The organism is Streptomyces regalis (assembly GCF_001509475.1).
Taxonomy (GTDB): domain Bacteria; phylum Actinomycetota; class Actinomycetes; order Streptomycetales; family Streptomycetaceae; genus Streptomyces; species Streptomyces regalis.
Genome location: NZ_LLZG01000028.1, coordinates 1 through 23,471 on the forward strand (window position 1 = coordinate 1; position 23,471 = coordinate 23,471).

The window sequence follows — 23,471 nt, forward strand, 5'->3', positions numbered from 1 at the left end:
GCCGCGCTGACCAGGCTGTACGCCTTCGTGGTCATGGAGGTCGGCACCCGCACCGTGCACATCCTCGGCGTCACCGCCCACCCGACCGCAGCCTGGGCCACCCAGCTCTCGAGGAACCTCCTCGCCAACCTCGCCGACCGCGCCGCCCGCTTCCGCTACCTGCTACGCGACCGCGACAGCCGCTACACCCAGGCGTTCGACGCCGTCTTCACCGCCGACGGCATCGAGATCCTGAAGAGCGCGCCACAGACACCGCGGATGAACGCCCACGTGGAGAGGTTCATCCGCAGCGTGCGGGCCGAGTGCACCGACCGGATGCTGATCTACAACGAGCAACACGCACGGAGTGTCCTCGCCGAATACGCCGAGCACTACAACTCCGGAAGGCCGCACCGGGCCCTGCACCTTCGCGCACCAGCCGACGATCCGGACGTCATCCCCTTCCCCGCCCAACACATCCAGCGCCACGACGTCCTCAGCGGACTCATCCACGAGTACCGCGACACAGCCTGACGAAGATCACGACAGTCTGGCGAACGCCCAGCTCAACGCATGTGCGGGACTTTTGGCACCCAACAGCCACCGCACACCCGACCACCTCCTGGGTAACACAGGCCGCGAAGAACCTCGTCATGGACCTCGAGGACACCGGCTGCCGGGCACGGTTCCTCATCCGCGACCGCGACGGCACATTCCCCGCCCTGTTCGACACCGTCTCTTTAAGGACGCGGGGATCGACGTCGTGCCGACCGGCGTCCGGATACCGCGCATGAACGCGCTCACGGAACCCTGGGTACAGACCTGCCGGCACGAGCTGCTGGACCGCACCCTGGTCTGGAACCAGCGCCACCTGCTCCACGCCCTGCGCGAGTTCGAGCAGCACGACAACTCCCACCGGCCCCACCAGGGCATCGCAGGCGCCCGACCACTGCACCCCCTGCCTCCGCCGATCACCGATTCGGAGCAGCTCACCCACCTCGACATACGCCGACGTGACCACCTCGGCGACACCCTCCACGAGTACCGACATGCGGCTTGAACTGCACGGACGGAGTTCTCGGCAGGGACACCGCCCCCAGGGTTTCATGTGCTGACACGGTGCTGACGTGTCAGCACCGAACTGCCGTGATTCCTGGCTGCCGAGCCCCTCCAGCTCCCGCACCGAACCCGTGCTGCTCCGGGAACACGGCCACGGGAGGAAGGTCCGGGGGCGCTCCTGGCTGAGGTCTCCCGGCCGTCAGGCGCGCAGCAGGGTGACGGTGCGCCCGGAGGGCGTGATCTGCTGCGAGAAGGCGGTGCGCTCGTGGACCGGGGCGGCCTGGGGGCGGGTGTCGAAGACGACGAGAGTGCCCGTGGGCAGCTCCATGCGGTCCAGGTAGTCGTCCAGCTGCGCCAGCCCCTCCGCCAGGGGATCGGCACGGCCCTGGCGCCACACCTTCAGCTCCAGCGCCTCACGCTGCACGCCCCTCGAACCATCGGCAGCGGCGTAGGGCTGGCGAATCAGCAGGTCGACCCGGCGCCGGCCGACCCCGTACTCCCGGTCGATGAAACCCGCCCCGTTCACGATCCGGTGCAGATACGCCATCATCACCAGCTGTGCCGCGGCCTCCGGGTAGGTCGAGGCGGTGGCCAGGATCTCGCCGTTCTCCCGCCAGAACTCGGCGAAGGAACACAGCAGCTTGTCCAGGTCGATCCGGCCGTCCGGCAGCCGGAAGCTGCTCGGGGCGGCGACGACCTGGCCCTCCGTGTTGCTTCCCAGGACCCGGACAATGACCTCCTGGTAGATCGGATTGGCCACCCGCACCGGCGCGTCCGGAGCGACCAGCCCCAGGTCGCGCACGTACCCCAGATCGTCGTCGTACGTGTCCGTCGGCAGGAGCAGCTCGCCCGCGATCACCGGCTGGATCACCCGCCGCACGCGGTCCTCGCCCAACCTGGCGGCCAGCGAGTCCAGATGCGTCGCACGCGCCAGGATCAGCCGCTCCTTCGCCTCCTCCATGTGCTCGGCCGTGATCGGCGTGTCCGACGGCACCCCCATCTCCTCAACGACCTCCCGGGCCAGCGCGTTGACCAGCCACGGCTGTCCCTGGGTAAAGCTGAAGGCACGCTCCAGCGCATCCACCGTGAAATCCTGGCCCGTCTCCGTGGTGTGCTGCCCGTACAGCTCGGCGACCTCGGCCTCGGTGAAGTCGCCCAACCGCAGCGACGCCACCTTGATGTTGAACGGACTCGACGTACCAAGCCGCCCCGGATCCCCGCCCGAGGCCGCCTTGTAGTCACGCACATCCCGCAGCCCGCACAGCACCACCGCATGCGGGAAGCCGCCACGGCTGACAGTGAAGCCATCGCGCAACTGGCGCAGCACACTGCGCAGGCTCTCCCCCCGCAGCGCGTCGATCTCGTCGAAGAACAGCACCAGCGGACGCGGACAGCTCCGCACCCACTCAGTCAGCCCCCGCGTGAGCCGGGACCCGGGCACCGCGTCGGGCCAGGAGGCGGGGGGCGCGAGCTCATCAGGAAGCCCAGCGGACTCCGCGGACCGCCGAATCGCCTCCAGCACCAGCAGCTCGGCCTGGCCGTAGTCCTCCCCGACCACCTCCGCGCTCTCGCACGAGAAGTGCAGCGCCGCGTACCGGCCCGAGGCCGTCAGTTCCCGGGCCATCGCCGCCAGCACCGTCGTCTTCCCGGTCTGCCGTGGCGCGTGCACCACGAAGTACTGGCCCTGCTCGATGTACCCGCGGGCCCTGGGCAGCCGCTCCTGGGCCGGCACCATGTAGTGACGCGTGGGGACGCACGGCCCGGCCGTATTGAAGTAGCGCATACCTCGCACGCTAGCCGACGGCACCGACAACCTGAGGCGACCGTGCACCCGACCACCGGCTACGCCGCCCCGTACGGGCACGAGTGCCAGAGCAGCGGTGCCCTGGTGCGGGGATCACCCGGCGGGCAGACGCAGAAACGCGGCCAGCGCCCGCTGGGGCGCGGTGACCGCTGGAGCGCCTCCGGCGACCGCCAGGGCATGCAGGTCACCGCCGCACAGCTCTTCAGCTCATCCGGGGCACCGTTGTCGTCCTCATCGTCCCATCTCGGCCTCATCCACCCCCCAGTCCTCGTCGTCCCCCGCCTCGTCCTCGCTGATCAGATCGATGATCGTGTGTGAGCCGCTGCGATGGGCGACAAGTGAGCGGTCTGCGCCGTCCCGCTGGTGGAGCAGCACCGCCTCCAGCGGCACTCCGGCAGCAGGAACCCGAAGCAGCAGCCGCCAACTGCCCCCAGTTGGCGCTCCTCGCCAGTGGTGCGCGACGTGCTGGGCAGTTTCGTCGGCGAACGCATGGGACTCCAGGTGTCGGCGAGTGAAGCGCCTACCGCCGGACCAGCACGTCGGTCACGGTCGTGAGCGCGCCGACGAGATCCTTCCTGGATCGTCGGTGTGCACCGTGGTCATGGGTTGGATATCGGTGGCCAGGACGCGGTGCGATCCCCGGTATCAGGAATCGCAGGTGACGTCGGTCGTAGGCAGACGTCCGTCCGTGAGGTAGGCGTCGACAGTGCGGGGGACGCAGGCGGGAGCGCCGGGGAAGCCGTACACGGCGTGGCCTCGGCCGCCGCGGACGTACACCAGGCGCGAGCCGTGCAGCGCGCGGTGCATGGCGCGGCCGCCGGGCAGCGGGGTCTGGGGGTCCCCTGGTTCTGTACAACGAGGGCGCCGACCGTGTTGTCGATGCGGGCGGCCGGTTCCGCGCCGCGGGGCCAGAAGGCGCCCGGGGTGATGTGGGCCGCGAAGTCTCCGAAGAGGGGGTGGCGGGCGCTCTCACGGCGGGCGTCGCGCTGGTAGCGGGCCGGGTCGCGGGGCCAGGACGCCGTGTTGTCGGCGCAGGTGATGGCCCAGTTGAGGCCGGCGCTGTTGTCGTCCACCGGGTCCGCGGGGCCGCCGTCCGGGCGGGTGGTGCGAGTCGTGGACCGGGACTTGCGGAGGGTGACGATCTCGCGGGCGGCCTGGTAAGGCTCAGCGGCGAAAGGAGCGGATGTCGGTGCCTGTGAGGGCTTCGCCCTGGTGGCCGAGGTCGTCGCCCTGGTACAGCAGGGGTGTGCGGTCGGCCCGGGCGATCAGCTGCCAGAACGTGGCGCGGACCTTCGCGGGCGTGCTGCCGAGACCCGCATGGGCCACGAGGTCGCCGGCGTGGAAGGTCTCTACTCGCACGTCACCCTGACCACGGAGCAGGAGATTGCCGATTCGCTGCAAACCAGGTGGCTGCGCTTCGTGGCCAGCGAGGGAGAGCACTGGAAAGTGCCATCTCCCACTGCTCTCGCATTCGATCTTGAAGAGTGGTGGAAAACAGCAGGTCAAAGCCGCTCAGGACATCTACGCATGAACCGGTTTATGAAGTTCATTTCAACCAAGAGCTTCATGCCGTTCGTCTGGTACCGCATCGCGCTCGGCATCGTCCTCGTGGCGACGGGCGCCCTCAGCCCGCACGCGGCGGAGTCGGCGGGCTGACCGGTCCGGCTGGCGGAAATCGAGGGTGCGCAGCATGCCCTCGAACCGCGGGAAAGCGACCGTTCGGTCCTGAGGCCGGGTGGTGTCGATCGTGGACCAGGCCAGCAGGGGCCTGCCGGGCGCGTCGATGACGGCGACCCGCAACTCGTACCCCGGTTGGAGTCCGTAGCAGCCCTCGGCGGCGTCTCCGTCGGGCGTGGGGCAGCCGAGGAGCCCGTCGAGCGGTTCGTCGGTGGTGCCGGTCAGCAGGGTCGCGGCGCGGCCGTCGACGGTGGTGGATGCCTCGTCCCGCCACTTGGCATGGCGCCGGGTCTGTTCGTGGAGGTACTTCAGGTACTCCTCATAGGTGCGAGGCGGCCGCTCGGGCATATCGCCGCCGCCGGGCCGATATACCGCCTCGGCGGCAGGAACCGGATCTTGTTGGCAGGCCCCACCCAGTACGTGACGTCGGTGCGGACGTCGAGGGTTCGGCGCCTTTCCCCTCTCCGCCGCTGCAGGCCGCTGCGAACACCAGCGCACCGACGCCCGCCACCGCGACCACCGCTCGGCGAAAGAGGTCTTTCATTTCGGCCACCCTGAAGGGCTGCGTGACACGACATTGAGGCAGGCCGTCAGCCGCGGCAAGCGTGCGGACGTACAGAGCGATCACGACCGCTTCAGTGCCGCAGCGGACGGCACGCAAACGCCGTGTCACACGTACGCACGCATCCGCGCGGCGATGACGCCGGACCGACTGACCCATCAGTCAGTACGCCACCGCCGCAAAATCCGTGACCAATCACATACGTTGTGCGTAGCCGTCCGGTAGCGCAGTGTCAGTCCTTGCCCCTAGGCTTGTCCGCATGTCCCCCCATTCCTTAGGCCCTGGTTCCGTGCGGTCTGCTTCCGAGGTGAACGAGGAGATACGTGCCCTGTGGCTGCGCGCGGGCGGCTCCCTGTCGGCTCAGGAGCGCGCGGAGTACGAGCTGTTGGTGGTCGAGTGGGCGGCCGCCATCCGCGGTGCGGTCATCGAGGCGGCCTGAGGCCCGGATCCCCGGCTGAGGTCCACTCCATGGAACATCTGGACGACGTGCCACCGCGTCGCGGCCTGATCGTCTTCCTCAACGGCACGTCCAGTTCGGGCAAGTCGACCATCGCGACGGAACTGTTGCGGATCGGCAGGGCTTCCACCGCACCTGGCAGAGCTTCCACCGCGCGGTCGCGGGCATGGCCGCCGCCGGCAACAACGTCGTGGTCGACCATGTGCTGAGCGCCGAGTGGCGGCTCAGGGACTGTCTGTCGCTCTTCGTGCCACAGGACGTCGTCCTCGTCAAAGTGCACTGCAGTCCGCACGAGTTGGAGCGCCGGGAACGCGAGCGCGGCGACCGGCCGCCCGGCCTCGCCGCCGCTCAGCTGGAGCGGGTGCACGCTCATGGCGTCTACGACGTGGAGTGCGACACCGGCCACAGCACACCGCAGGAGTGCGCCCGCCACATCAAGGAGTTCCTGCCCCACAGGCCCGACCCCACCGCCTTCGAACGGCTGCGACGATCATCCGTCGCTCTGGGCTCGTAGATGCGCGAGAACCTCGTCCGGAAGCGGATACGGCCGCTCCTCGGGCAACAGCTCCGCCGCACGCTCCAGTTCACCCGCCCGCACGCGCGCGTGGATCTCCGTGGCGAGCGGCGTCACGTCCTCGATGCCGACGATCCACTCGTCCGCGTACCGGGCGGCCGCCTCCCCGGTGAGCCCCAGTTGCAGGGACCGGTACGGCAAGGGGTTGAGGTGCAGATCGCGCTCCGGGTCCCACTGCACGCGCGCGGGTGAGGTCCTCAACTGCCGCTTCCAGGCGCCCTGGTCGCCGTGCAGGGCGGGGACGTGGTGCGAGAGGCACGCGTGGCGCAGCGCCCATGCGAAGCCCTCCCGGCTGATCTCGACGGCGAGGACGGTCTCCTGGCCCTCCTTCGTGGCCCAGCCACAGCGGTACATCATCCACAGGAACGACGGCTTGATCCATGTCATGCGGTCGCGGCTCCAGGCCGACGGAAAGCGGCCGTCGCGGGCCGCGGCCCTGCCGATCCCGGGTCGGTAGGCCTGGTAGACGGTCACTGTGGACTCGGTGTGGTGTGCGCGTATGCGGAACCTGGGTTCCTGCTGGACGGGCTGCACGGGCTGGTCGTTCTGATGGTTCTGATCGTTCCGGTCGTTCACGGGATCAGCCTCGCCGCCGGCGCCGCCGACATCCACCGAATATCTCGCACGCCCTCTTGGCTCCGCCCGCCCCATGCTCAACACTGAGCCGATGACGCAGCGTGTGGAACTCGCCACCGTGAGGGACCGGCTCGCGGTCGACGAACTGATCACCGACTACGCGGTGGCCGTGGACGACGGCGACTGGGCGGCGTACCGGAGCCTGTTCGCCCCCGACGGACGCGCGGACTACCGCTCGGCCGGTGGCATCGAGGGGGACGCCGGACAGGTCGCCGCCTGGCTCGCGGAGAGCATGCGGTTCTTCTCGATGCGACAGCATCTCATCGTCAACCGCCGGGTGCACTTCGGGGTGCTCGATCAGGATGCCGGGGACACGGCCCGGGTCCAGGCCGACTACATCAATCCGATGCGGTTCGCCGAGAACGGCGACGGCTCCTCCGCCCCCGACTTCGTGTGCGGTGGCCGGTACACGTTCGGGCTGCTGCGGACGTACGACGGCTGGCGGCTGCGCGAGGTGGTGGTGCAGGAGAAGTGGCGCCGCCTGCCCGACCGAATCCCGCCGGCGGTGGTCGACTGAGCGGAGGCCCACTGTCCGCTGTCAGTGCCTGCGAGCACACTGGAAAGGACCACAGGGCAGGGAGGCCGCCGCATGAAGACGATCAGCCACTGGCTCGCTTCGCCGTGGCGGCGCTCGGCCGCCGCCATGCTGGCCGGTGCGCTGCCCGTGCTCGCCTATCCGGAGCCGTCGCTGTGGTGGTTCGCGTACGTCGCCCTGGTCCCGTGGATCGCGCTGCTGCGCTCCGCGCCGACCGGAAAGCGGGCGCTGTACGACGGCTGGTGGGGCGGGTTCGGCTTCATGCTGGCGATGCACCACTGGCTGCTGCCGAACCTGCATGTGTTCACGTTCGTCATCGCCGCCCTGCTCGGCGCGCTGTGGGCCCCCTGGGGCCGGCTGGTGCACCGCTTCCTCGCCGGGAAACCCTCCCCGGGCAGGGTCTCCGCGTCCCTCGCCGTCCTGCCGTCGGGCTGGCTGCTGATCGAGCTCGTGCGCTCCTGGCAGGGGCTCGGCGGGCCGTGGGGCGTGCTGGGCTCCAGTCAGTGGGAGGTGGAGCCGGCACTGCGGCTGGCCTCGGTGGGCGGGGTGTGGCTGATCAGCTTCCTGGTGGTGGCCGTCAATGTCGCGGTCGCCGTGCTGGTGGCGGTGCGCAGGTGCCGGGTGCCCGCGGTGGCCGGGCTCCTCGCCACGGCCGTCGCCACCTCGGCCGCCTGGGTGTGGTCCCCGCGTCCCGACGTCGAGGACCGGGTCCGGATCGCCGTCGTCCAGCCGGGCGTCATCCAGGGCGCGGGCGGCCCCGACCGGCGGTTCACCCGGGAGGAGCAGCTCACCCGCGAGCTGGCCGGCCAGGACGTCGACCTGGTCGTCTGGGGCGAGAGCAGCGTCGGCTTCGACCTGCGCGACCGGCCCGGCTTCGCCCGGCGGCTCGCCGCCCTCTCGCGCGAGACGGGGGCGAACATCCTGGTCAACGTGGACGCGCGGCGCTCCGACAAGCCCGGCATCTACAAGAGCTCGATCCTCGTCGGCCCGGACGGCCCGACCGGCGCCCGCTACGACAAGATGCGGCTGGTCCCCTTCGGGGAGTACATACCGCTCCGGTCGGTGCTCGGCTGGGCCACCTCCGTGGGCGAGGCGGCGGCCGAGGACCGTCGGCGCGGCACCGAGCAGGTCGTGATGGACGCCGGGCACGGGCTGCGGATCGGCCCGATGGTCTGCTTCGAGTCCGCGTTCTCCGACATGAGCCGCAACCTCGCCGACGACGGCGCCGAGGTGCTGATCGCCCAGTCGGCGACCTCGACGTTCCAGCAGAGCTGGGCCCCCGAGCAGCACGCCTCGCTCGCCGCACTGCGCGCCGCCGAGACCGGCCGGCCGATGGTGCATGCGACGCTGACCGGTGTCTCCGCCGTGTCCGGCCCCAGCGGGCAGCGCATCGGTTCCTGGCTCGGCACGAGCGCGAGCGCGAGCACGGTCTACGAGGTGCCGCTGGCCGACGGTGTCACGCCGTACGTCCGCTACGGTGACTGGCCGGTGCAGGCGGCGCTGCTGATCATCGCCGCCTGGGGCGTGAGCGAAGGCATACGGATCCTGCGGCCGCGGCTCAGGCGGCCCGCTCCTGAATCGCACGTACAACCCGCTCGCACAGCTCATGGGTCGCCAGCGCGTCCCGGGCGCTGAGCACCTTGCCGGCGCGCACGGCGTCGAGGAAGGCCAGTACTGCCTGCTCGATGCCGCGCTGCCGGGCCACCGGCACCCAGTCCCCGCGCCGCCGCACGGTCGGCTGGCCCTTGTGGTCGACGACCTCGGCGAGGTTGATCACCTGACGCTTGGTGTCCTGCCCGGACACCTCCAGGACCTCCTCGGCCGAGCCGCTGAGCCGGTTCATCACGCCGAGCGCGGTGAAGCCGTCCCCGGCGAGCTGCAGCACGACATGGTGCAGCAGACCGCCCTCGACGCGGGCGCGCACGGTCACGTCGTCGACCGGGCCCGGCGCCAGGAAGCGCAGGGTGTCCACGACGTGGATGAAGTCGTCCAGGATCATCGAGCGCGGCTCTTCCGGCAGCCCGATCCGGTTCTTCTGCATCAGGATCAGCTCACGCGGATGGTCGGCGCACTGCGCGTAGCCGGGGGCGTAACGCCGGTTGAAGCCGACGGCGAGGCTCACGTTCTGCCGCTCTGCAAGGGCCACCAGCCGCTCGGAGTCGGCGAGTTGGTAGGCGAGCGGCTTGTCGACGTAGGCCGGCACGCCCGCCTCCAGCAGCCGCGTCACGATCTCCGGGTGCGCGACGGTGGGCGCGTGCACGAAGGCGGCATCGAGGCCCTGGGCGAGGAGCGAGTCGAGGTCCTCGTGCCGCTGCTGCGGCGGAAGGTGGAGGCCGTCGGCGACCCGGGCGAGCGTCGCGGGCGTTCGGGTCTGCAGATGCAGTTCGACTCCGGGCTGGACGCCGAGCACCGGCAGATAGGCCTTCTGCGCGATGTCACCGAGTCCGATGCAGCCGACCTTCACGGGGTCTTCTCCTCTGGTGGTTGCCTGCCGGGGCCTTCCCGGCAGCATACGGCGCCTGCGGCGGCCGCCAGTCGGCGATGCCTGCGAAGCCCTTGAGGAGCATCTGCGGCGCGGCCTTGAACAGCGCGGCGATCACACCGTTCCGCACGGCGATCCCGGCGCGGCCGGTCATCATGTTCAGGCGGGCGACCTTCACGGCCTGGCGGGCGACGGCGGTCGTACGCGGCAGGCGGGCCGCCGTGTACGCGGCGAGGTCGTCGGTGTGGCCGGCGAGCACGACGGCGTCCTCGATGGCCTGGTTGCCGCCCTGCCCCAGCGTCGGCGGCATGGCGTGCGCGGCGTCGCCGACCAGGGCGACCCGGCCGCGGTGGTAGGCAGGCAGCGGCTCGGCGATGTGGTGGACGTCGTGGCGCAGGACGTCCTCGGGGCGGGCGGCGGAGAGGATCGCAGGGATCGGGTCGTGCCAGTCGCCGTAGCGGCGCAGCAGTTCGGCCTTCTCGTCGTCCGGCGCGCGCTCCCCGGCGGGCGTGAGCGCCGCGGCGTACGCGTAGACCCGGCCGTCCTTGAGCGGGTGCGAGCCCCAGATGCGGCCCCTGCCCCAGGTCTCGTGCGAGGCGAACTCCACGCCGGGCACGGGGATGACGACCCGCCATGTGGTGAATCCGGAGTAGACGGTCCCGGGATGTCCGGGAAACAGCGCCCGGCGTACGGCGGACCGGATGCCGTCGGCGGCCACCACGAGGCCGGCTTCCAGCTCGCCGTCCGCCGTGGCCACGCGCGCCGGTCGGTCGGTGTCCCCCGGGTCGGCGAGGGTCGCGGCGACGCCGGTACGGACGGCCTCGGAAGGGAGTCGCGAGGCGAGGCTGTTGATGAGGGTGGCCCGGTGGAGGAGGACGAGGGGGCCGCCGAAGCGTTCGGCCACGGTGTCGGCGTCCGTGCGCGACAGCCAGCGCCCCGGCGGGGTGCGCAGTCCCCCGTCGCCCTGCCAGGCGGCCAGGTCGCGAATCTCGTCGCCGAGCCCGATGACGTCCAGCGCGCGCAGGGAGTTGGGCGCGAGGGAGATGCCCGCGCCGACCGGCTCCAGGGACGGGGCCCGCTCCAGCACGGTGACGTCCCAGCCGCCTCGGTGCAGTGCGACCGCCGCGGTCAGGCCTCCGATGCCGCCACCGATCACGATGGCGCGCGATGACTGTGCCATGGGTTCCTCCTCGTGCCGACTGCTCGAACACTCCATGATCACTCCAGACTAACTACAGGTGTAGTGAGCGCATGCCACGACTGTACTACAGCCGTAGTGCGCCAGGTAGGTTGATCTCCATGTCCGTACGCACCCCGGGCGCCGCACGCGCCGACCTCGTCGCCGACACCGCCCTCGCGCTGCTCGCCGAGCGCGGAATGCGCGGGCTCACGCACCGGGCGGTCGACGAGGCGGCCGGGCTCCCGCAGGGCTCCACGTCCAACCTCGCCCGAACCCGGCAGGCGCTGCTGGAGCTGGCGGTGCGGCGGCTTGCCGAGCGCGAGGCACGCGTACTGGCGCTGGAGGAGATGCCGGACCCGCGGGGCGGCCTCGACGCGCTGGTCGAGGGCCTGGCCCTGGCGACCCACCGCTCCCTGACCCGCAACCGCGAACTGACGATGGCCCGCTACGAACTCGCCCTCGAGGCAACGCGCCGCCCCGAACTGCGCGCCTACTTCGACGCGACGGGCGGCCGCTTCCGCGACCAGCTCACCGCCCTGATGACCGCGATGGGGTCGACGGACCCGGCCCGGCACGTGCTGTCCCTGGTCGCCTGGGCGGACGGGCTGATGTTCAGCTGCGTGGCCGGGTCCTTCAGCGCCCAGGCGCCGAGCCTGGCGGAGGTACGGGCGGGGCTGCGCGAGTTGCTGGCCGGGATGTTCGACCGCTGACGTCGGCGCACTCCGGCGCCGTAAAACTCCTGGTGGGCTCAGGGGAGTTGAGCGAGGATGCGGGCATGACCATCGAACGCAATGAGCCCGCCACCACCGCCGACGAGCGCGCCATGCTGGAGGGCTGGCTGGACTACCACCGGCAGACCCTCGTCTGGAAGTGCGAAGGCCTGACCGACACCCAGCTCAGGACCGCCTCCGTGGAGCCGTCCGAGCTGACCCTGCTGGGGCTGGTGCGGCACATGGCGGAGGTGGAGCGGTTCTGGTTCCACGAGATCCTCCTGGACGACGACCTCGGAGTGCTGTATTGCAGCGAAGAGGACCGGGACGGCGATTTCCACTTCACCGAGGCCGACACCTGGGAGGAGGCGCACACCACCTGGCAGACCGAGATCGACAACGCCCGTCGCAACGCGGCCGCCTTCGGCCTGGACGACGTTTCCAAAGGCAGGAGCCGGAGCGGGGAGCAGTTCAATCTGCGCTGGATCATCACCCACATGATCGAGGAGTACGCCCGCCACAACGGCCACGCCGACCTGATCCGCGAGCGCCTCGACGGCACCACCGGCGACTGACGTCAGCCGCGAGGGGCCCGCGCCGCCCGTACGGGGACAGAGATCACCCGTGCGGAGCAACCTCTGCTCGTCCGCTGTCCCAACAACCGCCGGAACCAGCAGAGTTGCGCGGGTGCATCGAACGACGACCACCGCAACGCTCCTGGTCACCGTGGCCTTCTCGGCCCTCTCGGGCTGCGTGACGGTCCCGCGCTCACCGGCGCCCGGACCGCCCCCGGTACCGTCCCAGCCGCCGGCGACCCAGCCGGGCGGGGAGGAGGACCCGCGGATCGTGCAGGCACCTGCTCGCGAGGCCCTGGCGCAAACCGGACCGTCCCCCAGCCCGGCCCCCACGGCATCCGCCGCACGGTCCGCATCCCCCACCGTCCCGCCGGCGGCGCACACACCAGCAGCCCCGCGCTCGCACCCCCGTCCCCTTCCGCATCCCCACCCCCGTCACCAGCACCGGGAACCCCACGGCCCGGCCGTCGACACCCCGAAACGGCCGCATATCGAGATCCCCGATATGTCCGAGTCGGTCCGCAACGAGGCCCCGAAAGGGAACGCGGACCTCTGCACGCTGGGCAAGAAGTACGGCGGCTGGAGGGCGGACAGCCCCGAGTCGAGGATCTGCGAGCAGACGTACGGCCATTGAGGTGCGCCGCCGCTACGGCCCCTCCCCCAGCCACGCCTCCAACCGTCGAAGCTCGGCCCGCACCCCGTCCCCGTAGCTGTCGTCGCCCAAGGCCCCCGCTGCTCCCCGCGCCCGGCGCAGATGCACGCGGGCGGCCTCGGCGTGGTCGAGCTTCACATAGTCGGCGGCCAGATTCAGATGGAGCGAGGGGTACAGGGCCCGTACGGCAAGGGCACTGCCGGCGCCCTTGGCCTCCGTCAACGCCCGCAGGTCCCAGGCCAGTTCGTCTGAGGGGTCGTCCTGGGTGTCGGCCAGGTAGTGCGCCAGCGTGCAGCGGTGCAGTGGGTCGCCGTCCTCGCCCAGCTCCGTCCACAGGTCCAGCAACCGGCGCCGGGCCTCCTCGCGGTCCCCGGCGTGATGCAGAATGACGACCTGCCCGATCCGCGTCAGCACGGCGTCCGGCGCCGCCTGCTCCTGTTGCTCCGCCACCGCGTCCTCCGGGCCCTCGTCGGCTGGTCCCTCCCGACGCTAACGGCCCGCACCGGCAATCCCCGTCAGGCGGCTCCGTACGGCACCGGGCCGGTCCGGCGAAGGACCGGCCCGGTGGAGTGGGTCAGCCCAGGTCCGGGATCCGCCAGTCGATCGGCTCGTGCCCCTGCCGGGCCACCGCCTCGTTGATCTGCGTGAACGGGCGGGACCCGAAGAACTTCCTCGCCGACAGCGGCGAGGGGTGCGCTCCCTTGACCACGACATGCCGCGTCTCGTCGATGAGCGGGAGCTTCTTCTGGGCGTAGTTGCCCCACAGCACGAACACCGCCGGGTCGGGTCGGTGGGCCACGGCACGGATCACCGCGTCGGTGAACTTCTCCCAGCCCTTGCCCTTGTGCGAGTTCGCCTCACCGCCGCGGACCGTGAGCACCGCGTTGAGCAGCAGGACGCCCTGCTGGGCCCAGGGCATCAGATAGCCGTTGTCGGGGACGGGGAGGCCGAGCTCCTCCTTCATCTCCTTGTAGATGTTGCGCAGCGACGGCGGCGTCTTCACTCCGGGGCGGACCGAGAAGCACAGGCCGTGTCCCTGGCCCTCGCCGTGATACGGGTCCTGACCGAGGATCAGGACCTTCACCTGCTCGTACGGCGTCGCGTCCAGCGCGGCGAAGACCTCCTCGCGCGGCGGGTGGACGGGACCTTTCGCCCGCTCCTCCTCGACGAACTCCGTCAGCTCCTTGAAGTAGGACTGCTGCAGCTCGTCACCCAGAACCCCGCGCCAGGACTCGGGCAGCATGGCGATGTCGGTCACGTCGGCTTCCTTACGATGTGCGGCGAACGGTGAGAGGTGACCGCACCGCGGTCACTTCCAGGCCTCCGAACCTACAGGCGGCCACTGACAATCGCCCCGCCCACCGCACATCCCGCCGCTACCAGCTGGTCTTGCGGTACAGCTCCCCCACCATCATGATCGTCGACGGGTCGAGGGCCCGCTCCGCGCCCGAGATCTCCGCGCTCGCGGCCACGTACTGCCGGCCCTGCCACAACGGCAGCAGTCGCGCGTCCTCGACGAGGATCCGCTGGGCCTCCTCGAAGTCCTTGACCACGTTGGCACGGTCGCTCTGGGCGCGGGAGTTGGGCAGCAGAGTCTCGGTGATCTTGGGCGTCACGTACGGCGTACCGAGCGCGTTCTGCTTGCCGACGAACGGCGCGATGAAGTTGTCCGCGTCCGGGAAGTCGGGGAACCAGCCACGTCCGAACACGGGGTACTCGCCGTTCTGGTAGCCCTCGACGTACGTCTTCCAGGGGCGGCTCTTGAGGGTGACCTCGAAGAGGCCGGACGCCTCGAGCTGGCTCTTCAGCTCCTCGAACTCGGCCTTGGTGGCGGAGCCGTAGCGGTCGCTGGTGTACCAGAGCTCGAGCGGGACGGGGGCCGTGATGCCCGCATCGGTGAGGATCTTGCCGGCCTTGGCCTTGCTGGGCTCGCCGTAGTCGTCGAAGAAGCCCGTGGTGTGTCCGGTCAGGCCCTTGGGGACCATGGAGTACAGCGGTTCGACGGTGTCCTTGTAGACCTTGTGGGCGATCGCCGGACGGTCGATGACCTGGGCGATGGCCTTGCGGACGGCGGACTTGCCCGCCATGGAGTCCTTGGGGTTGAAGACCAGGTAGTTGATCTCCGTGCCGGAGCCCTCGATCAGTTGGAGATCATCGTCGTCGTCGGCCTGGATGTCGACGATGTCGTCGGCCGCGAGGCCACGGAAGGCGACGTCGAGCTTCTTGTCGCGCAGCGCGGCGACCATGGTGGGCGAGTCCTGGAAGTAGCGGATGGTCACCGCATTGTTCTTGCGCTCCGAGTACCCCTTGTAGCCGTCGTACTTGACGAGCTCGGCCTGCTGGCCCTCTTCGTAGGACTCGAGGGTGTACGGTCCGGAACCGACGACGGTGTCGTCCTCGCGCAGTTTGTCGGCCGGGTAGTCCTCGGGGTCGACGATCGACATGGCGGGCGTGGCGAGCACGAACGGGAAGGTCGCGTCGGCCTTGTTGAGGTGGAAGACGACCTCTCGGTCGTTGAGCACCTGGACCCGTTCGAGGCTGCCCAGCAGACCGGCGGGACCGCCGTTGACGTTGATCTTCCGGATGCGGTCGATGGAGTACTTGACCGCGTGCGCGTCGAGGGTGTGCCCGTCGGAGAACGTCAGGCCTTCGCGCAGCTCGCACTTGTACTTCATGTTCGTGCTGTCGGTGAACTGGCAGCTGTCGGCGGCGTCCGGCTCGGGCGCGCTGGCGCCGGAGGGGTAGCTCAGCAGCGTCTGGTAAATGTTGCGGAACAGTTCCCAGGAGCTGTCCCAGGACGCGGCGGGATCAAGCGTGCTGGGGGCTGCGGTCGTCCCCACCACGATCGGGCCTTCGTCTTCCGTCGAATCGGACGAGAGGACGCCGCACCCTGCCACCAGGGACGATATGGACGCGATGGCCGCCACCTGCCGCAGGCGTCGGATCCGGTTGAACACGCGCACGCTCCTCGATCTGCCATGCCAAGGGTCGGCAAAACATACCGCAGTGTTCCGGCCGGTGGACCTCCCGTCTCAGGAGCACTTGCTCACGTCTGCGGTGACTACGTTGTCAAGGGCCGTTGATCTCCCGATACGTCGACACGGGCGCCGCTGGTGTCCAGCGGCGCCCGTGTGTCTTGAGTCCCGTGTCTTGAGTCCCGTGTCTTGAGTCCCGTGTGTCAGCCGACGCCGGCATTGAGGAAGATGCCGCCGTCGACGACGAGCGTCTGCCCGGTGACCCAGTCGGACTGGTCCGAGGTGAGGAACGCGGCGGCGCCGCCGATGTCGGAGGGGACGCCGAGCCGGCCCAGCGGGTAGGCCGCGGCGGCCTCGGCCTCGCGGCCCTCGTACAGGGCCTGGGCGAACTTGGTCTTCACCACGGCGGGGGCGATCGCGTTGACCCGCACCTTGGGGGCGAACTCGTGCGCCATCTGCTGGGTGAGGTTGATCATCGCGGCCTTGCTGACGCCGTAGGCGGCGATGAACGGCGAAGGCGCGATGCCCGCGACGGAGGCGATGTTGACGATCGCGCCGCCGTTGTCCTTCTGCCAGGCGTGCCAGGTCTTCTGGGCGAAGCCCAGCGCCGAGATCACGTTGGTCTCGAAGACCTTGCGCGCGACACCCAGGTCGAGGTCGGCGAGCGGCCCGAACACCGGGTTGGTACCGGCGTTGTTGACCAGGAAGTCGACCCGGCCGAAGGCCTCCATGGCGCGCTCGACGGCGACGGCCTGGTGGGCCTCGTCGTGCGCCTTGCCGGCCACGTAGATCGCGCGCTCGGCGCCGAGCTGCTCGACGGCCTCCTTGAGGGCGTCCTCGCCCCGGCCGGTGATGACGACGCGGTCGCCGCGCGCGACGAGCGCCTCGGCGACGCCGTAGCCGATGCCGCGGCTGGCGCCCGTGACGAGGGCGACCTTGCCGGAGAGTTCAGGCAGTTCAGTCATGTCCGTTGTGTCCCAGTTCCCTAGTCGAGCGGTCCGCCGGCGACGTACAGCACCTGGCCGGAGACGAAGCCGGCCGCCTCGCCGGTGAAGAAGGCGATCGCGTTGGCGATGTCGTCCGGCTCGCCGACCCGGGCCACCGGGATCTGGGTGGCGGCGGCTGCCTTGAAGTCCTCGAAGCCCATGCCGACGCGCTCGGCGGTGGCCTTGGTCATCTCGGTGGCGATGAAGCCGGGGGCGACGGAGTTGGCGGTGACACCGAACTTGCCGAGCTCCTTGGCGAGGGTCTTGGTGAAACCCTGGAGGCCGGCCTTGGCGGCCGAGTAGTTGACCTGGCCGCGGTTGCCGAGCGCGGAGGACGAGGAGAGGTTCACGATGCGGCCGAAGCCCGCGTCCACCATGTGCTTCTGACAGGCCTTGGACATCAGGAAGGCGCCGCGCAGGTGCACGTTCATGACGGTGTCCCAGTCGGCGACGCTCATCTTGAACAGCAGGTTGTCGCGCAGCACGCCCGCGTTGTTGACCAGGATCGTCGGGGCGCCGAGCTCGTCGGCGATCCGCGCGACGGCCGCCTCGACCTGCGCCTCGTCGGAGACGTCGCAGCCGACCGCGATGGCCTTGCCGCCGGCCGCGGTGATCTTCTCCACGGTGTCCTTGCAGGCGGCCTCGTCGAGGTCGATCACGGCGACCGCGCGGCCCTCGGCGGCCAGGCGTACGGCGGTGGCGGCGCCGATGCCGCGCGCTCCGCCGGTGACTACGGCGACCCGCTGCTCAGTGGTGGACATGAATGACTCTCCTCGGGTGAGCGACCGCTTAGTACCTTCGATGGACGTGACGCTAGAAGTCCTGGCACGCGGTGTCAACGGCCACCGCGCGCATGTGATCCATTACCTGATCCGTAACCCGATCCGTCACTTCACCAACAGATCGAGCAGCCGCTGCGCCTCGGCCGCCGGATCCGACGTGAGCCCGGTGTGCACGGGCCCCGGCTGGACGACCGTCGAGCGGGGCGCGATCAGCCAGCGAAAGCGCCGCCCGGCATCGTCGGCCCCGGCCTGCCCGGCCGCGGCGCCGCCCGTGCAGACGCCCTCGACGGCACGGAGTGCGGCCCGTACCCCGGCGGCATCCGCATCGGGGTCCAGCGCCCGCAGTCTGGTCTCGTCGAGGTGGGTCCGCGCGGCGACGAAGGACCGGGCGCGGCAGTACACGAGCACGCCCGCGTTGAAGCACTCCCCGCGCTCGATGCGCGGGACGACCCGCAGCAGCGCGTACTCGAAGACGTCCTGTGCGCGGGAACGGGTCCCCAGGGTGCGCTCGCTCACTTGATCCCCTCGATGCGTTCGTGGATGACGGCGGCCCGTGCGACCAGTGGCTGCGCATACGCCTTCCGCAGTGCGTCCGCCGACTCGAATCCCGGCTCGTCCGCCAGCCACACGTCGGGGATCTCGGCGGTCACCTCGGCGAGCAGCTCGTCGGTGACCAGCGGCGCCAACTCGGCCGCCGCTGCCCGCACATCCGGGGCGAAGGAGGCGAGGGCATGGTCCAAGGCGTCGTACGGGCGTGCCGCCGAAGCCTGCGCCCGGGGCCAGTTGTGCTGCCAGATCATGGTCGCGCCGTGGTCGATGAGCCACAACTCGCCCTGCCACATCAGCAGGTTGGGGTTGCGCCAGGAGCGGTCGACGTTGTTCACCAGGGCGTCGAACCAGACGATCCGGCCGGCCTCTTCGGGGCTCACCTCGAAGGCGAGCGGGTCGAAGCCGAGCGCGCCGGAGAGGAAGTCCATGCCGAGGTTGGTGCCGCCGCTGGACTTGAGCAGCCCCTGCACTTCCTGGTCGGGTTCGCCGAGCCCCAGGACCGGGTCGAGCTCCACCGTCACCAGGCGGGGCACCCGCAGGCCCAGCCTGCGGGCGAGTTCACCGCAGACGACCTCGGCGACCAGCGTCTTGCGGCCCTGGCCGGCGCCGGTGAACTTCATGACGTACGTCCCGAAGTCGTCGGCCTCGACGAGCCCCGGAAGCGAGCCGCCCTCACGCAGGGGTGTGATGTAGCGGGTCGCGATGACCTCTTTCAACATTTTCCCAGGCCATCCGTCTCTCTAGCCTTGAAATCCACGACGCGCATCGAAGGGGTGTAGCAGCGGGATTCGCAGGTCTACGGCCCTGGGGAGAATCTGGGGAGTTTCCACTGGCATGCGGTTCTCCCTACTTCCCGAGCAGTCCGTCGATGGCAGTGCGCCCCTTGCTTCCCGCCTCCGGCATGAAATGAGCATAGTAACCGAGGGTGATCGCGGGCGAGGAGTGCCCGAGCCACCGCGCCAAGGTCGCAACAGACTCTCCGGCCTCCAGCATGATTGAGGCATAGGTGTGCCGCAGCACGTGGAAGCCGTCCTTCGGGGCCGCGGCCCACTGCCAGGGTTTCGCTCCCTCAGCACGCGGCGGGATGATGCCGGCCTCGGCCAACGCAGGCTTCCAGGTGTATGTGTTCCACGTGTTCACCGCGATGGCGTTGCCGAGTCGTGTGGTGAGAAGCAGCGAGAACTTCCTCCCCTGTCCCTCCGGCTTCCCCCACGGAAGCTCCACTTCCACTGGTTGGAACGCTTCGACGTGGCGCTTCAACTCCTCGGCAACCGAGGAGGGCATGTCGACGACACGGGTCTTCTTCCCCTTCGGCAGGGTGAAATACAGCCTCCCCTTGATCGCCTGGACTTGGCGACGGACATGAAGCACGCCTCTCGCGTAGTCGATGTCCTCCGGGCTCAATCCGAACACCTCGCCCTGACGGAGCCCGCACCCCAACCCGAGGACAACGGCTATCCGGCTGCGCGGGTTGATGACGTCGCGGACTCGCAGCGCCGTCTCCAATGGCCACGCATCGCGTCGCTCCTGCGGCGCCTTGGGCCACCGCACAGACTTCGCGTGCATGGGGTTCCTGGCGAGCCGCTTGTCATCGACGGCCGCCTCCAGAATGGAGGAAAGCTCGGACAGAATGCCGCGCTGGTAGTCGACCGAGGAAACGGTTGACTCCAACTTGGCTATGTACGCGCGCAGATCCGCTGCTGTGATGTTCCTGAGAGGGAGTTGCCCCAGGTGCGGAATGATGTGAAGGCGCGCTCTCCGCTCCTGATTGTCCTGGGTCTTCGGAACACCGCCTCTGCCCGGCGCCCAGTGCATCGCGATGTAGTCGGCCAGCGTCATGGATCCGTCGCGCGGGTCCACGAACTCGCCGCGCTCCTCGTCGGTGGCTGCCCGACGAAGCCACGCCTTGGCATCCTCCAGCGTGTCGAAGGAACGGTCCCGGACTCCGGGTATGCCGGCGACCTTGTACCGCTTCCCCTTGCCGTAGCGAGCGGTTCGTTCTCTTTTCCCGGTTATCGGGTCCTTCTTCTTCTTGATCCAGCGATCTTCGATATAGCCGGGCAGGTGCGTCTCCTTGTCGACGGGGGTGGAAACGGCGCTCTATGGCGCGCGGTGCGTCAGGCGCTGTACATGCGGCTGGAGCGATGCTGCAGAACGGCTTTCAGTGGGCTCAGGTCCGTGTTGGAGCGCGAGTCGGCCCCTCCCTGTTCACTGGATCCAGGCGCCGAGGGTTTCTCGCTGGTATGACGCGACCGCGACCTCTACGCGACGCCCTGTGTCAAGCGCTTGCCGTATAGCCGGATCGATGCTGAGCTGCAGCGCTCAGAGGACTCAGGGCCGGGTTGGAGCGCGAGTCAGCCTGTTCCTGTTCGTGGACCCAGGCTTCGAGCGCTTCCAGCCGGTACATGACGCGGCCGCGTTGACCCATGCGGAAGCTCGGCGGCCCTTGGCGTCGGTGCCGCCAGACGTACAGGGTGCAGGGTGAGAGGCCTAGGTACTCGGCTGCGTCCCTGACGTTCAGGAACGCTTTGCCGACGGCGCCGGGCGCGCCAGGTGCGGTGGAGGGATCGGGTAGCGGGCGTGCAGGCATGGGAAGTCCTGTGTGAGAGAAGTGAGCAGTGGGGGCCGCGGGCGGGTGAAGTGCGGGACTCCTCCACCCGCGGCCTGTGCTGGAAGCGCGGTGAGATCCGCGGTCAAGCCGCAGATCGACGCACCGTTACGGGTTCAGGGCGGCGGGCTTCGCCTCGCAGTCCAGGTCGGTCACGGCGAGGGCGGCTTCGATGAGGTCGTTGGAGACCTCACCCGACGCCTGGAAGCAGTGTGGGAAGCGCCGGGCGAGTGAGGGGGCGCTGACGCCGACGCGTTCGGCGACCTTGAAGACATCCAAGGCGGAGCGGTACCCGCTCAACCAGGTTGCGATGCGGGCGTCTCGGAGGTCGGAGACACGCCTGCCGAGTGGCGAATCGATCTCGTGCGCCTCCAGGACCGCCTTCCGGGCCTCGTCCCACGCCCTGCGGTAAACCGCGCCGGACAACGGCCGACTGTCATCCCGGGTGAACAGCGTGTCATCGGGACGAAGGCCTCGCCGGGCTGCCTCCGCCCTCAAGACCTCTACGAGTTCCGGGCACGCCGGAACGACCCGCGGTTCACCCGCTCCCTCCGCTTCCTCGTCCCCATCCGCGAGTCGGCGGGGGTGGATCACCAGAGCGCCAGGGCCTTCGTCGGGCAGATGCGCATCACGAACCCGCAGCACAATTGCCTCCTGCGGCCTCAGCGCAGCAAAGGAGATGGCTGACAGAAAGGCGTGCAGCGGGCGTCCGTTCAGCGGACGTTGACCGATCCAGTCCAGCAGGTCATCACGCTGCCGATCCGACAGCAGAAACCTTTCGTCAACAACGGCAGCACACACAGGGGCAACTCCTCGTACTCGGGGATGCACTTGCTGCAGGGCAAGGCGTTCTCGGCATCGCGCCGACGAACACCTGCAATACTCCGGACAATCGCCGGTTTGGGTAACCGGCGATTGCGTGTTATAAGCCGGAGGCGAAGTTCGACTTACCCTTTAGGAACCAGTCGCGAAGCCACCACCAGGCGCTACGAGAGGCATAGGTGGACCGGCACTCCGGAAGCCTGCACGGACGGCCGGGCGGGAGGTATCGAACCGCCCTCCCATGACACTTCCAACGCCCCCCGACATGATCAAGGTTGACATGGCACGGACGGTTACTTCCAGTCCGTTCCACCTCGAATTGGTCTGCCGTCGGCGAACTGCCTTCATAGCGGTACACACCGGTTTGCCAGCGGAACAAAGCGGGGTGCTTCCTGATGAGAGTTCAGCTAACCTAGAAGCGCCTTCTGGCACGCCGCCAAAGGACACTGACACGGTGCCACGCGGCGCGACACACCACCGCCAGGCAAGGGAAAGAGCAACGGCCTCCGGAGCCGTGTGCGCAGGTTCGAATCCTGCCGGGGCACTCCGGGAAAAGCTCCTGACCTGCAGGAATACAGGTCGGGAGTTTTTGCGCGCATGCCAAAACGCACACGGTCTTTTGACCGTTGCTCCTTTCCGGTTCTGCAGCACTCGGAACAACGCGACCAGCCTTCTCGGTTGGCAGGTTTCCGCAGGTCAAAGCCATTTCACGAGGCGTTCAGCGGTCCTACTCACGGCACTGTTCCGACCCTGGCGCTGACTTGGAGCGAGACGTCGCCTTCTCTGCGAGAACGGCGTGTGACCTGCCTAAATGTGGCTGACGACACACAGAAACGTAAGCGGTCTGGTGGGCCGTTTCCGCCTGGATTGGTGACAGCAGCCTCACGTGGCACACAGCCCCCGCGACATCCGCGGTCGCCTTGCTGATCGAGGGGGTCGACCACGGCCCCGCCTTCACCCACCAAGGGCACAATTCAGACTCCCACCCTCCACGATCCATCCTCACAGGGGATGATCTGTTCCTCAACAGCACCACTCGTGGGGGGACCATGAGCCAGAACATCACGCCGCCACCGTTGCCCAGCCACCCGCCGGCGAGGCCGCCAAGGAAGAACACCACCGCGATCATCATCAGTGCCGCTGCCGCCGTCGTCGCCGCCATCATCGGCAGCGTCATCATCGCCAACAGCGGTAGCGACAGCAGCGACGCCGCACCCGTGCCCACCGTCACAGTCACCGTCACCACAACAGCCAAAGTCGCCGCCGAAGAAGAAGGCGCGACCCCAACGCCCACTCACGGCACTGACTTCAAAGCCGGTGAAGAGGCGCGCAATGGTGGAGCCGTCGTCAAGATCTCCAAGGTGATGGAGAGCAACACCATCGCTCTGGCCGGGGCACAAAAGGCAGCGGGCTCCGACGCCAAGTACGTCTCCCTGAAGACCACCGTGAGCAACGAGGGCAAGAGCAGCATGGACCTCACCTGCTCACTCCCCATCGTCAACGCCCTCATCGACGACCAGGGCCGCCGCTTCGACACCATCGAAGACCTCTACGACGTCGCCGGAAACCCGGAATGCAACGCCCAATTGCAGCCCGGTTTCAAGGACGAGATGCTCTTCGTCTACCGCGTACCGAAAGACGCAAAGATCGCACTGTGGGAGTTCGAGGAATACGACCTCGAATCCGAGCCGAACCCCACCCTTGTCGACCTCACCTGAGAGCCCGTGCGCACACAACGTGAAAAGGCTCCCGCTGGTTAGGTCCAGCAATTACTCAGGTTGAATTGGCGATGTCCGGTTCGTCGATCAGTCCGTCGAGATCCAGGCCGGTGGTCGGTAAGCAGCCAACGATCAGGTGCGGCCGGTAC

The 23,471-nt window shown here is 69.0% G+C and carries 25 protein-coding genes, 1 tRNA gene and 3 pseudogenes; 13 read left to right on the forward strand and 16 right to left on the reverse strand.

Features of this window, described 5'->3' with window-relative positions; translation table 11 throughout:
- A partial coding sequence (locus tag ADL12_RS06520) for an integrase core domain-containing protein (protein WP_159053091.1) occupies positions 1–513 on the forward strand: 513 nt, incomplete at its 5' end.
- 65 nt (positions 514–578) lie between these two features.
- Positions 579–1,039, forward strand: a pseudogene (locus ADL12_RS58350) (integrase core domain-containing protein); the annotation flags it as partial.
- Between the two features lie 198 nt (positions 1,040–1,237).
- On the opposite strand, the gene ADL12_RS06530 reads toward ADL12_RS58350, so the two are convergent.
- A complete protein-coding gene (locus ADL12_RS06530) occupies positions 1,238–2,821 on the reverse strand; it encodes an ATP-binding protein (RefSeq protein WP_244187794.1) in 1,584 nt (527 codons plus the stop codon).
- 42 nt (positions 2,822–2,863) lie between these two features.
- Here ADL12_RS06530 and ADL12_RS49745 point away from each other — a divergent pair, with 42 nt between their 5' ends.
- The gene (locus tag ADL12_RS49745) at positions 2,864–3,160 is read left to right on the forward strand and encodes a hypothetical protein (protein WP_208614484.1); all 297 of its coding nucleotides are present in this window, start codon (positions 2,864–2,866) and stop codon (positions 3,158–3,160) included.
- A 327-nt stretch (positions 3,161–3,487) separates the two neighbouring features.
- Here the strand turns inward: ADL12_RS49745 and ADL12_RS57650 are convergent, their stop codons facing one another.
- The gene (locus ADL12_RS57650; RefSeq protein WP_279617128.1) at positions 3,488–3,754 is read right to left on the reverse strand and encodes an alpha/beta hydrolase; all 267 of its coding nucleotides are present in this window, start codon (positions 3,752–3,754) and stop codon (positions 3,488–3,490) included.
- 252 nt (positions 3,755–4,006) lie between these two features.
- Complete coding sequence (locus ADL12_RS56165) at positions 4,007–4,201, reverse strand: hypothetical protein (protein ID WP_244187796.1); 195 nt, start codon at positions 4,199–4,201, stop codon at positions 4,007–4,009.
- Between the two features lie 174 nt (positions 4,202–4,375).
- On the opposite strand from ADL12_RS56165, the pseudogene ADL12_RS49755 reads away from it, so the two are divergent.
- From ADL12_RS49755 to ADL12_RS06545, 3 genes and pseudogenes are all read left to right on the forward strand, one after another.
- A pseudogene (locus ADL12_RS49755) lies at positions 4,376–4,498 on the forward strand (undecaprenyl-diphosphatase); the annotation flags it as partial.
- 842 nt (positions 4,499–5,340) lie between these two features.
- Positions 5,341–5,520: a hypothetical protein gene (locus ADL12_RS49760; RefSeq protein WP_079051871.1), complete on the forward strand. Its 180-nt coding sequence runs from the start codon at positions 5,341–5,343 to the stop codon at positions 5,518–5,520.
- A gap of 29 nt (positions 5,521–5,549) precedes the next feature.
- A pseudogene (locus ADL12_RS06545) lies at positions 5,550–6,052 on the forward strand (chloramphenicol phosphotransferase CPT family protein).
- On the opposite strand, the gene ADL12_RS06550 reads toward ADL12_RS06545, so the two are convergent.
- Positions 6,029–6,688, reverse strand: coding sequence for a DUF4291 domain-containing protein (locus ADL12_RS06550; RefSeq protein ID WP_062699527.1), 660 nt, complete (start codon positions 6,686–6,688; stop codon positions 6,029–6,031). The pseudogene ADL12_RS06545 and the gene ADL12_RS06550 sit on opposite strands and share 24 nt — an antisense overlap.
- A 91-nt stretch (positions 6,689–6,779) precedes the next feature.
- Here ADL12_RS06550 and ADL12_RS06555 point away from each other — a divergent pair, with 91 nt between their 5' ends.
- Positions 6,780–7,265 carry a nuclear transport factor 2 family protein gene (locus tag ADL12_RS06555; protein WP_062699529.1) on the forward strand — a complete coding sequence of 162 codons (486 nt, stop codon included), beginning with the start codon at positions 6,780–6,782 and terminating at the stop codon, positions 7,263–7,265.
- A gap of 72 nt (positions 7,266–7,337) precedes the next feature.
- Positions 7,338–8,918, forward strand: coding sequence for an apolipoprotein N-acyltransferase (lnt, locus tag ADL12_RS06560; RefSeq protein ID WP_062699491.1), 1,581 nt, complete (start codon positions 7,338–7,340; stop codon positions 8,916–8,918).
- Here the strand turns inward: lnt and ADL12_RS06565 are convergent.
- Both ADL12_RS06565 and ADL12_RS06570 read right to left on the reverse strand, forming a co-directional pair.
- Positions 8,842–9,747 (reverse strand): Gfo/Idh/MocA family protein, encoded by a 906-nt coding sequence (locus ADL12_RS06565; protein WP_062699493.1) that lies wholly within the window; start codon positions 9,745–9,747, stop codon positions 8,842–8,844. The two genes, lnt and ADL12_RS06565, sit on opposite strands and share 77 nt — an antisense overlap.
- Entirely contained in the window at positions 9,719–10,945 is a 1,227-nt protein-coding gene (locus ADL12_RS06570; protein ID WP_062699495.1) for an FAD-dependent monooxygenase, read from the reverse strand. The genes ADL12_RS06565 and ADL12_RS06570 overlap by 29 nt, the downstream gene beginning before the upstream one ends.
- A gap of 119 nt (positions 10,946–11,064) precedes the next feature.
- On the opposite strand from ADL12_RS06570, the gene ADL12_RS06575 reads away from it, so the two are divergent.
- From ADL12_RS06575 to ADL12_RS58035, 3 genes are all read left to right on the forward strand, one after another.
- A complete protein-coding gene (locus ADL12_RS06575; protein ID WP_062699497.1) occupies positions 11,065–11,655 on the forward strand; it encodes a TetR/AcrR family transcriptional regulator in 591 nt (196 codons plus the stop codon).
- A gap of 65 nt (positions 11,656–11,720) precedes the next feature.
- Positions 11,721–12,230, forward strand: a complete 510-nt coding sequence (locus ADL12_RS06580) for a DinB family protein (protein WP_062699499.1) — start codon at positions 11,721–11,723, stop codon at positions 12,228–12,230.
- A 505-nt stretch (positions 12,231–12,735) separates the two neighbouring features.
- Entirely contained in the window at positions 12,736–12,864 is a 129-nt protein-coding gene (locus ADL12_RS58035; RefSeq protein ID WP_341846345.1) for a hypothetical protein, read from the forward strand.
- A 12-nt stretch (positions 12,865–12,876) separates the two neighbouring features.
- Here ADL12_RS58035 and ADL12_RS06590 read toward each other — a convergent pair whose 3' ends face one another.
- The 10 genes from ADL12_RS06590 to ADL12_RS06630 form a co-directional block, all read right to left on the reverse strand.
- Positions 12,877–13,332, reverse strand: a complete 456-nt coding sequence (locus ADL12_RS06590) for a hypothetical protein (RefSeq protein WP_062699503.1) — start codon at positions 13,330–13,332, stop codon at positions 12,877–12,879.
- Between the two features lie 124 nt (positions 13,333–13,456).
- Entirely contained in the window at positions 13,457–14,140 is a 684-nt protein-coding gene (locus ADL12_RS06595) for a uracil-DNA glycosylase (RefSeq protein ID WP_062699505.1), read from the reverse strand.
- 118 nt (positions 14,141–14,258) lie between these two features.
- Complete coding sequence (locus ADL12_RS06600; RefSeq protein WP_062699507.1) at positions 14,259–15,839, reverse strand: ABC transporter substrate-binding protein; 1,581 nt, start codon at positions 15,837–15,839, stop codon at positions 14,259–14,261.
- A gap of 221 nt (positions 15,840–16,060) precedes the next feature.
- The gene (locus ADL12_RS06605) at positions 16,061–16,822 is read right to left on the reverse strand and encodes an SDR family oxidoreductase (RefSeq protein WP_062699509.1); all 762 of its coding nucleotides are present in this window, start codon (positions 16,820–16,822) and stop codon (positions 16,061–16,063) included.
- 20 nt (positions 16,823–16,842) lie between these two features.
- Positions 16,843–17,604: a 3-oxoacyl-ACP reductase FabG gene (gene fabG, locus ADL12_RS06610; protein WP_062699511.1), complete on the reverse strand. Its 762-nt coding sequence runs from the start codon at positions 17,602–17,604 to the stop codon at positions 16,843–16,845.
- A 126-nt stretch (positions 17,605–17,730) separates the two neighbouring features.
- Positions 17,731–18,141 carry a DUF3037 domain-containing protein gene (locus ADL12_RS06615; RefSeq protein WP_062699513.1) on the reverse strand — a complete coding sequence of 137 codons (411 nt, stop codon included), beginning with the start codon at positions 18,139–18,141 and terminating at the stop codon, positions 17,731–17,733.
- Complete coding sequence (locus ADL12_RS06620; RefSeq protein WP_062699515.1) at positions 18,138–18,893, reverse strand: HipA family kinase; 756 nt, start codon at positions 18,891–18,893, stop codon at positions 18,138–18,140. The genes ADL12_RS06615 and ADL12_RS06620 overlap by 4 nt, the downstream gene beginning before the upstream one ends.
- A 127-nt stretch (positions 18,894–19,020) precedes the next feature.
- Positions 19,021–20,238, reverse strand: coding sequence for a tyrosine-type recombinase/integrase (locus ADL12_RS06625; RefSeq protein WP_244187797.1), 1,218 nt, complete (start codon positions 20,236–20,238; stop codon positions 19,021–19,023).
- 214 nt (positions 20,239–20,452) lie between these two features.
- Complete coding sequence (locus ADL12_RS49765) at positions 20,453–20,764, reverse strand: helix-turn-helix transcriptional regulator (protein WP_079051874.1); 312 nt, start codon at positions 20,762–20,764, stop codon at positions 20,453–20,455.
- 126 nt (positions 20,765–20,890) lie between these two features.
- The gene (locus ADL12_RS06630; RefSeq protein WP_062699519.1) at positions 20,891–21,208 is read right to left on the reverse strand and encodes a hypothetical protein; all 318 of its coding nucleotides are present in this window, start codon (positions 21,206–21,208) and stop codon (positions 20,891–20,893) included.
- A gap of 874 nt (positions 21,209–22,082) precedes the next feature.
- Between ADL12_RS06630 and ADL12_RS06635 the strand changes: the two genes are divergently transcribed.
- Positions 22,083–22,149 (forward strand) — tRNA-Arg (locus ADL12_RS06635).
- A gap of 504 nt (positions 22,150–22,653) precedes the next feature.
- On the forward strand, positions 22,654–23,322 hold the full coding sequence (locus tag ADL12_RS06640; RefSeq protein WP_062699521.1) for a hypothetical protein: 669 nt from the start codon (positions 22,654–22,656) through the stop codon (positions 23,320–23,322).
- The last annotated feature ends 149 nt before the right edge of the window (positions 23,323–23,471 follow it).

What these genes read in the sequence shown, in the direction of transcription:
- ADL12_RS06555 (WP_062699529.1), top strand. Translation starts at nt 6,780, where the DNA reads ATGACGCAGCGTGTGGAACTCGCCACCGTGAGGGACCGGCTCGCGGTC.
- ADL12_RS06640 (WP_062699521.1), top strand. Translation starts at nt 22,654, where the DNA reads ATGAGCCAGAACATCACGCCGCCACCGTTGCCCAGCCACCCGCCGGCG.
- ADL12_RS49760 (WP_079051871.1), top strand. Translation starts at nt 5,341, where the DNA reads ATGTCCCCCCATTCCTTAGGCCCTGGTTCCGTGCGGTCTGCTTCCGAG.
- ADL12_RS06580 (WP_062699499.1), top strand. Translation starts at nt 11,721, where the DNA reads ATGACCATCGAACGCAATGAGCCCGCCACCACCGCCGACGAGCGCGCC.
- ADL12_RS58035 (WP_341846345.1), top strand. Translation starts at nt 12,736, where the DNA reads ATGTCCGAGTCGGTCCGCAACGAGGCCCCGAAAGGGAACGCGGACCTC.
- ADL12_RS06605 (WP_062699509.1), bottom strand. Translation starts at nt 16,822, where the DNA reads ATGACTGAACTGCCTGAACTCTCCGGCAAGGTCGCCCTCGTCACGGGC.
- ADL12_RS06575 (WP_062699497.1), top strand. Translation starts at nt 11,065, where the DNA reads ATGTCCGTACGCACCCCGGGCGCCGCACGCGCCGACCTCGTCGCCGAC.
- lnt (WP_062699491.1), top strand. Translation starts at nt 7,338, where the DNA reads ATGAAGACGATCAGCCACTGGCTCGCTTCGCCGTGGCGGCGCTCGGCC.
- ADL12_RS06570 (WP_062699495.1), bottom strand. Translation starts at nt 10,945, where the DNA reads ATGGCACAGTCATCGCGCGCCATCGTGATCGGTGGCGGCATCGGAGGC.
- ADL12_RS06530 (WP_244187794.1), bottom strand. Translation starts at nt 2,821, where the DNA reads ATGCGCTACTTCAATACGGCCGGGCCGTGCGTCCCCACGCGTCACTAC.
- ADL12_RS06620 (WP_062699515.1), bottom strand. Translation starts at nt 18,893, where the DNA reads ATGTTGAAAGAGGTCATCGCGACCCGCTACATCACACCCCTGCGTGAG.
- ADL12_RS49765 (WP_079051874.1), bottom strand. Translation starts at nt 20,764, where the DNA reads ATGCCTGCACGCCCGCTACCCGATCCCTCCACCGCACCTGGCGCGCCC.
- fabG (WP_062699511.1), bottom strand. Translation starts at nt 17,604, where the DNA reads ATGTCCACCACTGAGCAGCGGGTCGCCGTAGTCACCGGCGGAGCGCGC.